Annotated in this window: 11 protein-coding genes and 2 pseudogenes; 4 read left to right on the top strand and 9 right to left on the bottom strand. The window is 69.9% G+C overall.

The features are described from left to right. Window positions 1-588 carry a DUF4245 domain-containing protein gene (locus MTP03_RS05170; protein ID WP_248491002.1) on the bottom strand — a complete coding sequence of 196 codons (588 nt, stop codon included), beginning with the start codon at window positions 586-588 and terminating at the stop codon, window positions 1-3. 117 nt (window positions 589-705) lie between these two features. Here MTP03_RS05170 and glpX point away from each other — a divergent pair, with 117 nt between their 5' ends. Beyond that, a complete protein-coding gene (gene glpX, locus MTP03_RS05165; RefSeq protein ID WP_248491001.1) occupies window positions 706-1,713 on the top strand; it encodes a class II fructose-bisphosphatase in 1,008 nt (335 codons plus the stop codon). 62 nt (window positions 1,714-1,775) lie between these two features. Continuing rightward, entirely contained in the window at window positions 1,776-3,194 is a 1,419-nt protein-coding gene (locus MTP03_RS05160; RefSeq protein WP_248491000.1) for a class II fumarate hydratase, read from the top strand. Window positions 3,195-3,320: 126 nt separating this feature from the next. On the opposite strand, the pseudogene MTP03_RS23395 reads toward MTP03_RS05160, so the two are convergent. Then, window positions 3,321-3,485: pseudogene (locus tag MTP03_RS23395) on the bottom strand (NPCBM/NEW2 domain-containing protein); the annotation flags it as partial. Window positions 3,486-3,801: 316 nt separating this feature from the next. Next, window positions 3,802-4,113, bottom strand: a complete 312-nt coding sequence (locus MTP03_RS05155) for a hypothetical protein (protein WP_248490999.1) — start codon at window positions 4,111-4,113, stop codon at window positions 3,802-3,804. A 135-nt stretch (window positions 4,114-4,248) separates the two neighbouring features. Here MTP03_RS05155 and MTP03_RS05150 point away from each other — a divergent pair, with 135 nt between their 5' ends. Further along, window positions 4,249-5,769: a serine/threonine-protein kinase gene (locus MTP03_RS05150; protein WP_248490998.1), complete on the top strand. Its 1,521-nt coding sequence runs from the start codon at window positions 4,249-4,251 to the stop codon at window positions 5,767-5,769. A 13-nt stretch (window positions 5,770-5,782) separates the two neighbouring features. Next, window positions 5,783-6,376 carry a trans-aconitate 2-methyltransferase gene (locus tag MTP03_RS05145; RefSeq protein ID WP_248490997.1) on the top strand — a complete coding sequence of 198 codons (594 nt, stop codon included), beginning with the start codon at window positions 5,783-5,785 and terminating at the stop codon, window positions 6,374-6,376. A 94-nt stretch (window positions 6,377-6,470) separates the two neighbouring features. Here the strand turns inward: MTP03_RS05145 and MTP03_RS05140 are convergent, their stop codons facing one another. From MTP03_RS05140 to glyA, 6 genes and pseudogenes are all read right to left on the bottom strand, one after another. Continuing rightward, window positions 6,471-8,165, bottom strand: coding sequence for a fumarate hydratase (locus tag MTP03_RS05140; RefSeq protein ID WP_248490996.1), 1,695 nt, complete (start codon window positions 8,163-8,165; stop codon window positions 6,471-6,473). 99 nt (window positions 8,166-8,264) lie between these two features. Further along, window positions 8,265-9,593, bottom strand: coding sequence for a permease prefix domain 1-containing protein (locus MTP03_RS05135; RefSeq protein ID WP_248490995.1), 1,329 nt, complete (start codon window positions 9,591-9,593; stop codon window positions 8,265-8,267). Then, a pseudogene (locus MTP03_RS05130) lies at window positions 9,590-9,939 on the bottom strand (PadR family transcriptional regulator). The gene MTP03_RS05135 and the pseudogene MTP03_RS05130 overlap by 4 nt, the downstream one beginning before the upstream one ends. Window positions 9,940-10,010: 71 nt before the next feature. Next, the gene (locus MTP03_RS05125) at window positions 10,011-11,315 is read right to left on the bottom strand and encodes a PhoH family protein (RefSeq protein ID WP_371820891.1); all 1,305 of its coding nucleotides are present in this window, start codon (window positions 11,313-11,315) and stop codon (window positions 10,011-10,013) included. A gap of 248 nt (window positions 11,316-11,563) precedes the next feature. Then, window positions 11,564-12,394: an acyl-ACP desaturase gene (locus MTP03_RS05120; RefSeq protein WP_248490993.1), complete on the bottom strand. Its 831-nt coding sequence runs from the start codon at window positions 12,392-12,394 to the stop codon at window positions 11,564-11,566. 105 nt (window positions 12,395-12,499) lie between these two features. Then, entirely contained in the window at window positions 12,500-13,798 is a 1,299-nt protein-coding gene (glyA, locus tag MTP03_RS05115; protein ID WP_248490992.1) for a serine hydroxymethyltransferase, read from the bottom strand. Between the last annotated feature and the right edge of the window lie 6 nt (window positions 13,799-13,804).

The following is a 13,804-nucleotide window of genomic DNA, read 5'->3' as shown; positions in this document are numbered from 1 at the left end:
CTACGCCTTCGGCAGCGGCGGCTGCGACTGGACCGCGGTGGCGAGCTCGGTGAACCGCGGCACCGGCGCGCTGCCGTAGACGACGACGACCGCGCCGTCGAGGTCGATCGCCCACGCGCTCCGGTTCCTCTCGTTCGGCCCGAACACCTGCCAGGTGCGGCCCTCCACCGGAATCGACCCGGAAGGCTCCGTACGCGCGCCGAAGACCGACCGCACGACCTCGGCGAGTGGGGCGCCCGACTGGGCGAGCTGCATCGAGTTCTTCTCGGGCGTAACGTAATTCACGGAGAAGACGGTGCCGCCCTCGATCTGCTCGTCGCGGGTGGCAGTGGCCTTCCAGCCGTCGGGCACACCGTCGACGACGCCGGGACCACCCGGCATCCGGACGGGGAAGCCGAGCTTGCCCGCCGACACCTCGTAGACGCCCTTGGGGTTGATCGGGTCGACCGTCTCGTCCTTCGGATCGGCTCCGAAGCCCAACCGGAAGTTGCCCGACGCGAAGAGTGCCAGCAGGCACAGCGCCAGCAGCGGCACCATCGTGAGCACCATGTCGCGGCGGTTCTGCAGGATCCGGGGTTTATCAGCCACGAACTCCAGTATCCCGAAGCCCGGACCGGACGGGGTAGGCGGCATCCGCGAACACGCGCGACCCGGCATGAAACAATCGGCTCGAGCTGGCGCACCGTCGAACCATTGGAGGCACCCATGTCCGATCCGCAGGCCGAATCGAACCCGATCGCGCCCGACCGCAACCTCGCGATGGAGCTGGTGCGGGTGACCGAGGCAGGCGCCCTGGCCGCGGGTCGTTGGGTCGGACGCGGGCAGAAGGAGTCGGGCGACGGCGCGGCCGTGGACGCCATGCGCCAACTGGTCTCGACCGTGTCGATGAGCGGCGTGGTCGTGATCGGCGAGGGCGAGAAGGACGAGGCGCCCATGCTCTACAACGGCGAAGAGGTGGGCAACGGCTTCGGCCCGTCGACCGACGTCGCCGTGGACCCCGTCGACGGCACCACGCTGATGGCCAAGGGCATGCCCGGCTCGATCGCGGTGCTCGCCGTCTCCGAGCGCGGCGCCATGTACGACCCGTCCGCCGTGTTCTACATGAACAAGATCGCCGTGGGCCCCGAGGCCGCCGGCGCCATCGACATCCAGGCCCCGATCGCCGACAACATCGCGAAGGTGGCCAAGGCCAAGGGCATCAAGGTCTCGGACGTCACGCTGACGGTGCTCGACCGGCCCCGGCACGAGCAGCTGATCGCCGACATCCGCGCGACCGGCGCCATCGTGCGCCTCATCTCCGACGGGGACGTGGCCGGCGCCATCGCCGCCGCGCGGCCCGAAGCGAAGACCGACATCCTCGTCGGCATCGGCGGCACCCCCGAGGGCATCATCGCCGCCGCCGCGCTCCGCTGCATGGGCGGCGAGATCCAGGCGACCCTGGCACCGTCGAACGACGCGGAGCACGCCCGCCTCGCCGACCTGGGCATCGACCCGAACGAAGTGCTCGGCACGATGGACCTGGTCAAGGGCGAGCACGTGTACTTCGCCGCGACCGGCGTGACCGACGGCGACCTGCTGCGCGGCGTCCGGTACCGCGCGGACGGTGCGACCACGCAGTCGATCGTGATGCGCAGCAAGTCCGGCACCGTCCGGATGGTGGACGCGACGCACCGGCTGACCAAGCTGAAGACGTACGCGCAGATCTTCGACTGATCACGGTGATCTTGCCCTCGGGCCCTGGGAATCATCCCGGGGCCCGAGTACGTTTCTAAGGTATGGCTAAGAACGCTGACGCACCCGAGACCGAGTACCGCATCGAGCACGACACCATGGGCGAGGTGCGGGTGCCCGCGAGCGCGTTGTGGCGCGCGCAGACGCAGCGCGCCGTGGAGAACTTCCCGATCAGTTTCCGCCCCCTTGAGCGCGCCCAGATCCGCGCGATGGGCCTACTGAAGGCCGCTGCGGCGCAGGTGAACCGGGACTTGGGACTGCTGCCGCCGGAGAAGGCGGACGCGATCATCGCCGCCGCGACCGAGGTGGCCGAGGGCCGGCACGACGACCAGTTCCCGATCGACGTGTTCCAGACCGGCTCCGGCACCAGCTCCAACATGAACGCCAACGAAGTGATCGCCTCGCTCGCCGCGCGCGTCGGCGTGCAGGTGCACCCGAACGACGACGTCAACATGTCGCAGTCGTCCAACGACACGTTCCCCACGGCGACGCACGTGGCCGCCACCGAGGCCGCCGTGACCACCCTGATCCCCGCGCTGGAGCACCTGCAGGCAGCGCTGGCGACGAAAGCGGTTTCGTGGCGTGAGGTAGTCAAGTCCGGCCGCACGCACCTCATGGACGCGGTGCCCGTGACGCTGGGCCAGGAGTTCGGCGGCTACGCCCGGCAGGTCGAGGCCGGTGTCGAGCGGGTGCGGGCGACGTTGCCGCGGGTGGGCGAGGTGCCGATCGGCGGCACCGCCGTGGGCACGGGCCTCAACGCGCCGGAACGGTTCGGCTCGCTGGTCGTCGCGGAGTTGGTGCGGCTGACCGGGGTTGAGGACATCCGGCTTGCGAAGGACAACTTCGAGGCGCAGGCCGCGCGTGACGGGCTGGTCGAGTTGTCGGGCGCGCTCCGGACGATCGCGGTCTCGCTGACCAAGATCGCCAACGACGTCCGGTGGATGGGTTCCGGCCCACTCACCGGCCTCGGCGAGATCGCCCTGCCCGACCTGCAGCCCGGCAGCTCGATCATGCCCGGCAAGGTGAATCCCGTGCTCCCCGAGGCGGTCACACAGGTGGCCGCGCAGGTGATCGGCAACGACGCCGCGGTGGCCTGGGGCGGCGGCAACGGTGCCTTCGAGCTGAACGTCTACATCCCGATGATGGCCCGCAACGTCCTGGAGTCGATCACGTTGCTGGCCAACGTTTCCCGCCTGTTCGCCGACCGCTGCATCGACGGGCTCGTCGCCCACGAGGAGCGGCTGCGGACGCTGGCCGAGAGCTCGCCGTCGATCGTGACGCCGCTGAACTCGCTCATCGGTTACGAGGAGGCCGCCGCGGTCGCGAAGCAGGCGCTGAAGGAGGGCAAGACCATCCGGCAGACCGTGATCGACCGCGGCCTGATCGGCGATGCGCTCACGCTGGACGAGCTGGACCGTCGGCTGGACGTGCTGGCGATGGCGAACGTGGACCGCGTCAGGTGAGGCTCGCGGCACCGATGGCGCCGTAGGGCGCCGGTGCGGGCGCGCACTCCCCGCCGTCGCCAGGGCGGTGACGGTGACCGACCGCGCACCGTCGAGCGGGACGGAGATGATCTGGGGCCGGTCACCGCGCACCATTGTCGTGGTGTACCGGGTCTCCCCGTCGACGACGACACCGAACTTCACCTGCAGCGACCGCGGGGTGTGCGGCTGCAGGCCGAGGACGCCGGTGAGCTTGGTGAATTCGCCGCGGAGGCGGTAGACGGCGGTGGCCGCGGTGCCCTCGCACCCCACCCACACCCCGGTCGCGCTGAGATACGTCGTGCCGCCCAGGGACGCCGTCAGAGCGTGGCCGGTCGCCCCGCCCGCGCTCGACGTCGTGAGCCGCGTGTACAGCGGGGTCCCGATGGGTGTCGTCTGAGTGGGCGTCGCGCCGCCGGCGGCCACCTCGCGGGCCTCGACGCCGAGCGCGCCGGGGCGTGCCTCGTCCGCGGCCGGTGCCTGCCCGCTACAGGCGGACACCGCCGCGCAGGCACAGACGGCCGCCGTGAAACTTGTTCTCCATCCCACCGGACGAGAGTAGCCCGCGGCCGCCCGCCGCGGGCCTCGGTCAGTGCCGATCGACCAGGACGTACGACGCGCCCGCCGCCGCCGCGGCGACGCCCAGGACCGCCGGCCACGCCCCGACCTTCTTCGCCAGCGGGTGCGAAGCGCCGAATCCACCCAGGTAGACCGCGCCCAGAGCGGCCGCCGTGCCGGCGCCGCCCTTCGCGTACCAGCCCTGCGCCGCCGCTGCCCCGGCCGCCGCCAGCACCGCACCGCCGAGCGGCCTGATCCCGGTGCCCCGCGCCACGGCGTAGCCGCCCACGAGACCCGCCGCGGCGATCGGCGCGGTCCCGATCCGGTCGATGATGTTCGTCATCCCCCGAGCCTACCCACTACCCCATGTAGTAGATCGGCGTCGGGAGCGGTTGGCAGCAACCGATCGAGGCCTCGCAGCAGGACAAATCACTCCGGTTGGAGCCTGTCGCGGTAGGTTCTTCGCGGGGAGGTCAGCATGGCACTGGAACAGGGCGAGGTGTTCGCCGGCTACACGATCGTTCGGCAACTCGGGGCAGGTGGTATGGGCGAGGTGTACCTCGCACAACATCCGCGGCTTCCCCGGCAGGACGCGATCAAGGTACTACCGCCCCACCTCGCCTCTGATGACGCTTTCAGGCTGCGATTCCTCCGCGAGGCTGATCTCGCAGCGGGGCTCCGTCACCCGAACATCGTCAGTGTCCTCGACCGCGGCGAGGAGAACGGCAGATTGTGGCTGTCGATGCCGTTCGTCGACGGTATCGACGGAGCCGCGCGGCTCGGACGGTCTCCGCGGGGATTGCCGCTCGACGAGGTCATCGCGATCGTCCAGGACACCGCAGCGGCTCTCGATTACGCGCACCAGCGCGGCGTACTTCATCGAGACGTCAAACCCGCGAACATCCTGCTCGACGGATCGCAGTCGCTCCTCACTGATTTCGGCATCGCCCGCGCGGCCGGTGATGACTCCGATTTGACCGCGACCGGCACCACCATCGGGTCCGTCGCCTACGCGGCGCCGGAACAACTCCGCGGCGACCCGATCGATGCGCGCGCCGATGTGTACTCGTTGGCGGCGACGACCTATGCACTGCTCACCGGCTCAAGACCGTTCGAGCGCAGCAACCCCGCCGCGGTCGTCGCTGCCGCGCTCGACGGCGCCTACACTCCGATCTCCGTTTCTCGCAACGATCTTCCGCCCACAGTCGACACTGCGATCGCACGAGCGATGTCGCGCGACAGAACCCAGCGTCCTGCGACTGCCAGCGATTTCGCCGCGGAGTTGACCGCGGCGCCTTCCTCCGCGACGCACATCGCGCCACCGCACGTCTCGGCTGGCCACTACGACGACACGATCCTCGTACCTACGGCCGCGTCGCCGTCTGGGGTGCGATCCACGGACGCCCGCCGATCGCGGTGGATACTCCCCACCGCGATCGGTGCCGCACTGGTCGTCGGCGGCCTCGTAGCCGGGGGCGCTGTGATGGTCACTCGTTCCGGCACGTCGGAGACTGCCAGTACCCCGTCGGTCAGCACCTCATCCGTCGGCACTGCATCAGCCGGTATCTCCACGCCGGGTACGAATCCGACTGCGTCGATGACCATTCCGCCCGCCGCCGGGACGCTGGCCGCGCCAACGAATGCCACCCCTCCGCCGATCCGTGCCAGCGGCGACCTCGGCCTCGCACGGCCCGTGAGCACGCCGCCGTGCGATGGCCGGTACATTCTTGTACTCGCGTCGATCGAGCGATCGAACCCCGAGATCAAGACTCTCGTAAGCGGCCACCTCACGTCGAATCCTGGGGCCGAGTACTTCTACAGCAGTGCACTGAACTGCAGCTCCGTGCGGGCGGTCGATGACAACGGGGAGCCGTTCTACACGCCATACGTCGACTACGGCACGAGTCGCGCCGCGGCATGCAACGGCCTGCAGCACCGCGGCGCTTACGTCCGCGTCCTCAGCAACACCACCACTCCCGGTACAAACCCGTGTCAGTAGTAGTTTCGGAGGTATGAGCACACCGCGCTGGTTCACCGAGACCAAGGAAGGCCACAGCGAGTGGTACATCGAGCGCTTCCGGACCATGGCGCGGGAGAACGACCTCGCCGGTGAGGCGCGGCTGATCGATGCGATGGTGGGCCGGGGTTCGCGGATCCTGGACGCCGGCTGTGGACCGGGCCGTCTCGGCGGCTACCTGCACGCCGTGGGCCATGACGTGGTCGGCGTCGACGTGGACCCGAAGCTGATCGAGGCGGCGCAGCAGGACCACCCCGGCCCGCGCTGGCTGGTCCAGGACCTCGCCGAGCCGGGCCTTCCGGCGCTGGCGGACGCCGAGCCGTTCGACGCGATCGTGTGCGCAGGCAACGTGCTGGTGTTCGTGGCCGAGGGCACCGAGACCGCAGTCCTGCGCAACTTCCGCGAGCGCCTCGCACCGGACGGCTTCGCCGCCGTGGGCTTCCACGTGAACCGCGGGCTCACACCGGATCAACTGGACGCCTACGCCGCGGACGCGGGCCTGCGCACGGATCTGCGTCTCGCCACCTGGGACGTCAAGCCCTGGCACGACGGCGCCGACTTCGCCGTCACGATCCTGCGCCCGGCCTGAGCCACCCGGGCGCGCACCGTCGAACCGAGGACCTGTAGACGGAAACCGCGACGCACCCCCAGAGGCTCGCCGCGGTTTCCGCATACACGTGGAGTTACCGCTCCTTGGAGCGCACCCGGATCCCGCTGAGCGGCAGGGCCACTTCACCCGACGGGTCGGTGAAGAAGTCGTTGCCCTTGTCGTCGACGACGATGAAGGCGGGGAAGTTCTCGACCTCGATCTTCCACACGGCCTCCATGCCGAGCTCGGGGTACTCGATGACCTCCTGCGACTTGATGCAGTCGAGGGCCAGCCGGGCGGCCGGACCGCCGATGGACCCGAGGTAGAAGCCGCCGTGCGCGTCGCAGGCCTGCGTGACCTGCTTCGACCGATTCCCCTTGGCCAGCATGATCATCGAGCCGCCCGCAGCTTGGAACTGATCGACGTAGCTGTCCATGCGGCCGGCGGTGGTGGGACCGAAGGAGCCGGACGCCATGCCCTCCGGCGTCTTCGCGGGACCCGCGTAGTACACGGGGTGATCGCGCAGGTACTGCGGCATCTCGCCGCCCGCGTCCAGCAGGTCCTTGATCTTCGCGTGGGCGATGTCGCGCGCCACGACCAGCGGCCCGGTCAGCGACAGGCGGGTCTTGACCGGGTACTTCGAGAGCTCGGCGAGGATCTCGGGCATCGGCCGGTTCAGGTCGATCTCGACGACCGCGCCGCCCTCGATGTCCTCCGCCACGCCGGCGTCCGGCATGTACTGCGCCGGGTCGGTCTCGAGCTGCTCGAGGAACACGCCGTCGGCGGTGATCTTGCCCAGCGCCTGGCGGTCCGCGGAGCACGACACGGCGATCGCGACGGGCAGCGAGGCACCGTGCCGCGGCAGGCGCACCACGCGCACGTCGTGGCAGAAGTACTTGCCGCCGAACTGCGCGCCGATGCCGAACGACTGGGTGAGCTCGAAGACCTTCTCCTCCAGCTCCTTGTCGCGGAAGCCGTGCGCCGCGATGGATCCCGTCTCGGGCAGCTCGTCGAGGTAGTGCGCCGAGGCGTACTTGGCGGTCTTCAGCGCGAACTCGGCGGACGTGCCGCCGATGACGATCGCGAGGTGGTACGGCGGGCAGGCCGCGGTGCCCAGCGAGCGGATCTTCTCGTCGAGGAACGTCAGGATGCGGTCCGGGTTGAGGATCGCCTTCGTCTCCTGGAACAGGAACGACTTGTTGGCCGAGCCGCCGCCCTTGGCCATGAACAGGAACTTGTACTCCGGCCCCTTCGGCCCCTGCTCGGTGGCGTAGATCTCCACCTGGGCCGGCAGGTTGGTGCCGGTGTTCTTCTCCTCGTACATGGTGATCGGCGCGTTCTGCGAGTACCGCAGGTTGAGCTTGGTGTAGGCGTCGTAGACGCCGCGCGAGACCCACTCGCCGTCGTCGACGCCCGTGAGCACGCCCTCGGCCTTCTTGCCCATCACGATCGCGGTGCCCGTGTCCTGGCACATCGGCAGTACGCCGCCGGCGGAGATGTTGACGTTCTTGAGCAGGTCCAGCGCCACGAAGCGGTCGTTACCCGACGCCTCGGGATCGTCGATGATCCTGCGGAGCTGCTTCAAGTGCGCGGGCCGCAGGTAGTGGCTGATGTCGTGCATCGCCTCCGCGGTCAGCTTCTGAATGGCCTCCGGCTCCACCTGGAGGAACTTCCGCCCGTTCACCTCGAAAGTCGAGACGCCCTCGGTGGTCAGCAACCGGTACGGCGTCGAGTCGGGACCGATGGGCAGCAGGTCGGAGTAGATGAATTCGGGGCTGTTCGAAGTCACACATCGAGGGTATTCCTCGACGTTTCCGCACTTCAGGTTAGGTTGCCCTACCTGCGCCCCCAGGTCCGACGGTGCGCCGCGCACCGTCGGGCAGGCCCCTCACGCGAACCCGAACAGGGGCGGGAAGGCCACGGCGACGATCGCCGCCCACGCCACGTATCCGGGCAGGGTGCCCGTCTGCCAGCGCTCGATCGCGGCGAAGTCCCGGCTCTCCCGAACGAAGCTGACGCCCAGTCGTGCCGCGCCCGCCAGGATCACCAGCAGGATCAGATTCAGGCCCAGCACCGCGGCCTTGTTCGGCGATGTGCCGAACTCCGCGGTGCGGGTGACCATCGCGACCAGCACCACCAGGTCGACGGCGATCGCCGCGACCACGAGACCCACCTGCAGCCGATCGAACACGTCCGGCCGGCGCCGCGGATCGCGGGCCGAGACCGCGTACAGCAGCAACCCGACGACGAGCACCAGGACCACCGTCATCAGCACCAGGAGGTCGCGGTCCGCGCCCACCAGGCCCGGACGAGCGGCGAACGCGCCCAGCACCACGAGCAGCATCACCAGCGTGATCGGTGTGAAGATCCGCGTGAGGACCGGCGCGATGTTCTCGATCACCTCCTGCTTCGCCTCCACCAGCCACGCCGCCACCAGCACGGCGCCGCCGACGCAGACGGGTAGCGCCCACTCGGTGACGGGCACCTCCGCATCGAGCCCGACGGCCCCCAGTGCGCCGATCGTCAGGCCCGTGATCGCGCCGCCACCGAGGGCGATGAGCAGGAAGTAGATGGCGAACTCGCCGGTGAACCGCACGAAGTCCATCCGCCTCGGCCCCGAGCGCCACGCCCCGCCCGTGTAGGCGATTCCGACGCCGAACCACAGCACGACCGGCGCGGCGACGGCGGCGAGGACCTCGGTCGAGCCGCCGGACTCGAACGGGTACACCGCGAGCAGCCCCGCGAGCACCGCGAACCCACCGAGCACCACCGCCGCGCCGCGCCGGGGCATTGCCCGCTTCCACGCGAAGTACCCCACCAGGAACGGCGCGATCGCGAAACCGAAGAACCGCGGCGCCGACTCGCCGAGCAGATGCAGCACGGCGAGCAGCGACAGTCCCGCACCAGCGCCCAGCGCGAGCACCACCGGCAGCTCACCCCGCCGCACCGCCGCATCCTCGGAGGCACCCAGCACGAGCTGCTTCCACAGCCGGTCCGAGTGCTCGCGCGCGAACTCGTGGGCCACCGCGTCGGCGGCGCCCATGCGCTTGACGGCGACGAGGAAGGATTCGTCGCCGTCGAGACCGCGCGCCTGCAGGTCGTCGATCGACTCGCGCAAGTGCGACTCGAGCTCGTCGACCTCCTCGGCCCGCATCCGACGCCGGCCCTCCAGGTAGCCGCGCCACTGCCGGATCTGCGCGTCGACCGGGCCGGTCATGCGAGCCCCGGCTGCGGCGCACCGTCGGACCAGAGGACGTCGAGGGCCGCGCTGACGGCCCGCCACTGATCCCGACGGTCCGCCAGCGCCTCCCGCCCGGCGGGCGTGATCGCGTAGTGCTTGCGCTTGCGGCCGGTGTCGGCCACGCCCCACCACGATTCGACGTGCCCGAGCCGCTCGAGGCGGTGCAACAGGGGGTACAGCATGCCGTCGGACCACTCCAGCCGCCCACCCGAGAGCTCCCGGACGCGCGTGAGGATCGCGTAGCCGTAACTGTCTCCGCGGCTCAGGATGCTCAGCACCAGCGGGTCGCCGACGCGGCGACCAGATCCTTGTCGATATGCATCAGCCCTCCATACCTAGAACTATTAGGTATAGATATACCTTGCGGTTCTAGGTATGGCAACGAGGCGCGGATCAGGCGCCCGGGGCGAACTCCTCGAGCATCTCGGTGACCAGCGCCGCGATCGGCGAGCGCTCGGACCGGGTGAGCGTGACGTGCGCGAACAGCGGGTGCCCCTTGAGCTTCTCGATCACCGCGGCGACGCCGTCGTGCCGGCCGACGCGCAGGTTGTCGCGCTGCGCGACGTCGTGCGTGAGCACCACCCGCGAGCCGGAACCGAGCCGCGAGAGCACCGTCAGGAGCACGTTCCGCTCGAGCGACTGCGCCTCGTCGACGATGACGAAGGAGTCGTGCAGCGAGCGGCCGCGGATGTGCGTGAGCGGCAGCACCTCGAGCATCCCGCGGGACATCACCTCGTCCATCACCTCGGGCGAAGCCAGCCCGTCGAGCGTGTCGAACACGGCCTGCGCCCACGGGCCCATCTTCTCGCTCTCCGACCCCGGCAGGTAACCCAGTTCCTGACCGCCGACGGCGTACAGCGGGCGGAACACCACGACCTTGCGCTGCGTGCGCTTCTCCAGCACGGCCTCCAGGCCGGCGCACAGGGCCAGCGCGGACTTGCCGGTGCCGGCCTTGCCGCCGAGCGAGACGATGCCCACCGACTCGTCGAGCAGCAGGTCCAGCGCGACCCGCTGCTCCGCGCTGCGGCCGTGCAGGCCGAACGCCTCGCGGTCGCCGCGGACCAGCTGCACCTGCTTGTCGGCGGTCACGCGGCCGAGCGCGCTGGACGTGCCGCCGAGCAGCCGCACCCCGGTGTTGCAGGGCAGGTCGCGGGCGTCGTCGAGGTCCACCACACCGTCGGCGAACAGCGCGTCCACCTGGTGCTTGCCCACCTCGAGCTCCTCCATGCCGGTCCAGCCGGAGGTCACGACGTCGTGCGCGCGGTACTCGTCGGCGGGCAGGCCCACGGCGCCCGCCTTGACGCGCAGCGGGATGTCCTTGGACACCAGCACCACGTCGCGGCCCTCGGCGCTCAGGTTGAGGGCGCAGGCGAGGATGCGGGAGTCGTTGGTCTCCGTGCGGAAGCCGACGGGCAGCACCGTCGGGTCGATGTGGTTGAGCTCCACCTGCACCGTGCCGCCCCCGGGCGTGGGGATCGGCTGGTCCAAACGGCCGTACTCGAGCCTCATGTCGTCGAGCATCCGCAGCGATTCGCGGGCGAACCAGCCGAGTTCGGCGTGGTGGCGTTTGCCCTCGAGTTCGCTGATCACCACGAGCGGGAGCACGACGTCGTGCTCGGCGAAGCGGGTGACGGCCCAGGGATCGGACAGCAGGACGGAGGTGTCGAGAACGTAGGTGCGGGTGTTCCGAGTAGTCACGGTGACGCTCCTAGCCCGCGTGGCGCCCACGCTGGGCGTGTTGCTCCGGCCGGTAGGTCCAAACGTCGACGGTGCGCTGTTACGCCCGTTCGGCGAGGACCGGGCCGGCCCTCTCGTGTGTGCTGCACTCACGGTTGGTACCTCCCGGAACGGGAAGCTTCCCCGCAACCCGTCACCGCCAAACTAACGCCGAACGCGCCGCAGGAGCGGGACCCCGTGCGGCGCGTTCGTTAACAGTGCGTGACGACTTAGAGCGCGAGACCCCAGCGCGACAGGAGCTGGTCGAGGATCTCGCGGTCGCGCTCGGGCGAGCTGATGCCCGCGGCGGTGACGATGCGCCGCGACTCGTCGAGCCCCTCGGCCGTCTCAGCGCCGATCGGCGACGCGAGGCGCGCCTGGCCCAGCAGGGCGTCCTTGACGTGGCCCTCGTTGACGTCCAGCGCGACGGTGAGCAGTTCGGTCCAGTAGTGCTGCTGGTTGCGGTCGTCGTTGGCCACCTTGCGCAGGGTGGTGACGAGGCCGTCCGGGGTGCCCTCCGCCTTCTCGGCGAAGTCGGCGAGGCGGTCGAAGTAGTCGGCCGACAGCGCCTCGTGCACGATCACCATGGCGATCTGCTCGGCGATGTGCAGCTCGTCCCGGGTGCCCTCGTACTGACGGTAGCCGCGGGTGACGGCCTCGAGGCGCCACATCTCCAGCTGCTGCACGTCGAAGGTGCGGCTGACCACGACGTGGTCGCGCAGGGCGATCCCGTGGCGGTTCTCCTCGGCGGTCCAGTGACCGACGAACTTGCCCCAGTCCGAATCGATCAGATGGTGCTGCGCCAGCAGGCGGTGGAACGACGGCAGGTGGTCCTTCGTCAGCAGGCCCAGCACGAGGCCGTGCGCGACGACGGGATCGACCGTCACGTCCTCGGGGACGAAGTCCTCGCCGCCGAGGAAGGCGTAATTGCGGCCGTTGTCCCACGGCACGTAGTCCTGGGGCTGCCAGGGGTCGCCCGCCTCGACGTACTCGGCGCGGATGTCCGGCAGCGCCTTGTAGATGGCGAGAGTCAGGTCGTCCTCGGAAGTGCTGGAAGTCACCGGGACACTGTAAGGCAGCGGCCGCCCGGCACTCAAATCCCTGGTGGCGGGCGCGACGAACCCGGAACCCGGGTTCACCACGACGGTGCGCCGGCCCGTCCTGGTTCAGCGCGAGAGCAGGCCCCAGTCCTCAAGGCCCTCGTACAGCGGAACCTCGAGCGCGAGCGCGGAGACGCGAGCGCGCAGCGCGGCGGTATCGGCGGCCTTGCCCTGCGCGAGGGCGGTGCCGATGATATCGGCGACCTCGGTGAACTCCTTCTCACCGAAGCCGCGGCTGGCGAGCGCGGCGGTGCCGATGCGCAGACCCGACGTGACCATCGGCGGGCGCGGGTCGAACGGCACGGCGTTGCGGTTGACGGTGATGCCGACCTCGTGCAGGAGGTCCTCGGCCTGCTGGCCGTCGAGGTCGCTGTTGCGCAGGTCGACGAGCACGAGGTGGACGTCGGTGCCGCCGGTGAGCACGGTGACGCCGGCGTCGGCGACGTCCTTGCCGTTCAGGCGCTCGGCGAGGATCTTGGCACCGTCGAGCGTGCGCTGCTGCTTCTCGCGGAACTCGTCCGTGCCCGCGACCTTGAGCGCGACGGCCTTGGCTGCGATCACGTGCATGAGCGGGCCGCCCTGCTGACCGGGGAAGACGGCGGAGTTGAGCTTCTTGGCCCACTCCTGCTTCGCCAGGATGATGCCCGACCGGGGGCCGCCGAGGGTCTTGTGCACAGTGCTCGACACGACGTCGGCGTGCGGGACCGGGCTCGGGTGCAGGCCCGCGGCGACGAGGCCGGCGAAGTGCGCCATGTCGACCCAGAGGTGGGCGCCCACCTCGTCGGCGATGGACCGGAACGCGGCGAAATCGAGGTGCCGCGGGTACGCGGACCAGCCGGCGACGATGACCTTCGGCTTGGAATCGAGGGCGATCTTGCGCACCTCGTCCATGTCGACCCGGTGGTCCTCCTTGGACACCCCGTAGAAGACGTTCTCGTAGAGCTTGCCCGAGAAGTTCAGGCGCATGCCGTGCGTGAGGTGGCCACCGTGCGCCAGGTCCAGGCCCATCAGGGTCTCGCCGGGCTCCATGAGCGCCTGCAGGACCGCCGCATTGGCCTGCGCGCCGGCGTGCGGCTGGACATTGGCGAACTCGGCGCCGAACAGCTCCTTCGCGCGGCTGCGCGCCAGATCCTCGACCACGTCGACGTACTCGCAGCCGCCGTAGTAGCGGCGGCCCGGGTAGCCCTCGGCGTACTTGTTGGTGAGCACCGAGCCCTGGGCCTGCAGCACGGCACGCGGCACGAAGTTCTCCGAGGCGATCATCTCCAGCGTGTCCCGCTGGCGCGCCAGCTCGCCGTTCATGGCGGCCGCGACCTCGGGATCGAGTTCGGCGAGGGACGCGGTGTTCACGCTGTTGTCGCTCATGCGCTC

Origin of the sequence: Tsukamurella sp. PLM1 (assembly GCF_023168325.1) — a bacterium.
GTDB lineage: Bacteria > Actinomycetota > Actinomycetes > Mycobacteriales > Mycobacteriaceae > Tsukamurella.
This window is presented reverse-complemented; position numbering and strand designations above follow the sequence as displayed.

Excerpts from the sequence above, each read along its gene's own strand:
- glpX (WP_248491001.1), top strand. The coding sequence starts at position 706 with ATGTCCGATCCGCAGGCCGAATCGAACCCGATCGCGCCCGACCGCAAC.
- MTP03_RS05160 (WP_248491000.1), top strand. The coding sequence starts at position 1,776 with ATGGCTAAGAACGCTGACGCACCCGAGACCGAGTACCGCATCGAGCAC.
- MTP03_RS05155 (WP_248490999.1), bottom strand. The coding sequence starts at position 4,113 with ATGACGAACATCATCGACCGGATCGGGACCGCGCCGATCGCCGCGGCG.
- MTP03_RS05150 (WP_248490998.1), top strand. The coding sequence starts at position 4,249 with ATGGCACTGGAACAGGGCGAGGTGTTCGCCGGCTACACGATCGTTCGG.
- MTP03_RS05145 (WP_248490997.1), top strand. The coding sequence starts at position 5,783 with ATGAGCACACCGCGCTGGTTCACCGAGACCAAGGAAGGCCACAGCGAG.
- MTP03_RS05135 (WP_248490995.1), bottom strand. The coding sequence starts at position 9,593 with ATGACCGGCCCGGTCGACGCGCAGATCCGGCAGTGGCGCGGCTACCTG.
- glyA (WP_248490992.1), bottom strand. The coding sequence starts at position 13,798 with ATGAGCGACAACAGCGTGAACACCGCGTCCCTCGCCGAACTCGATCCC.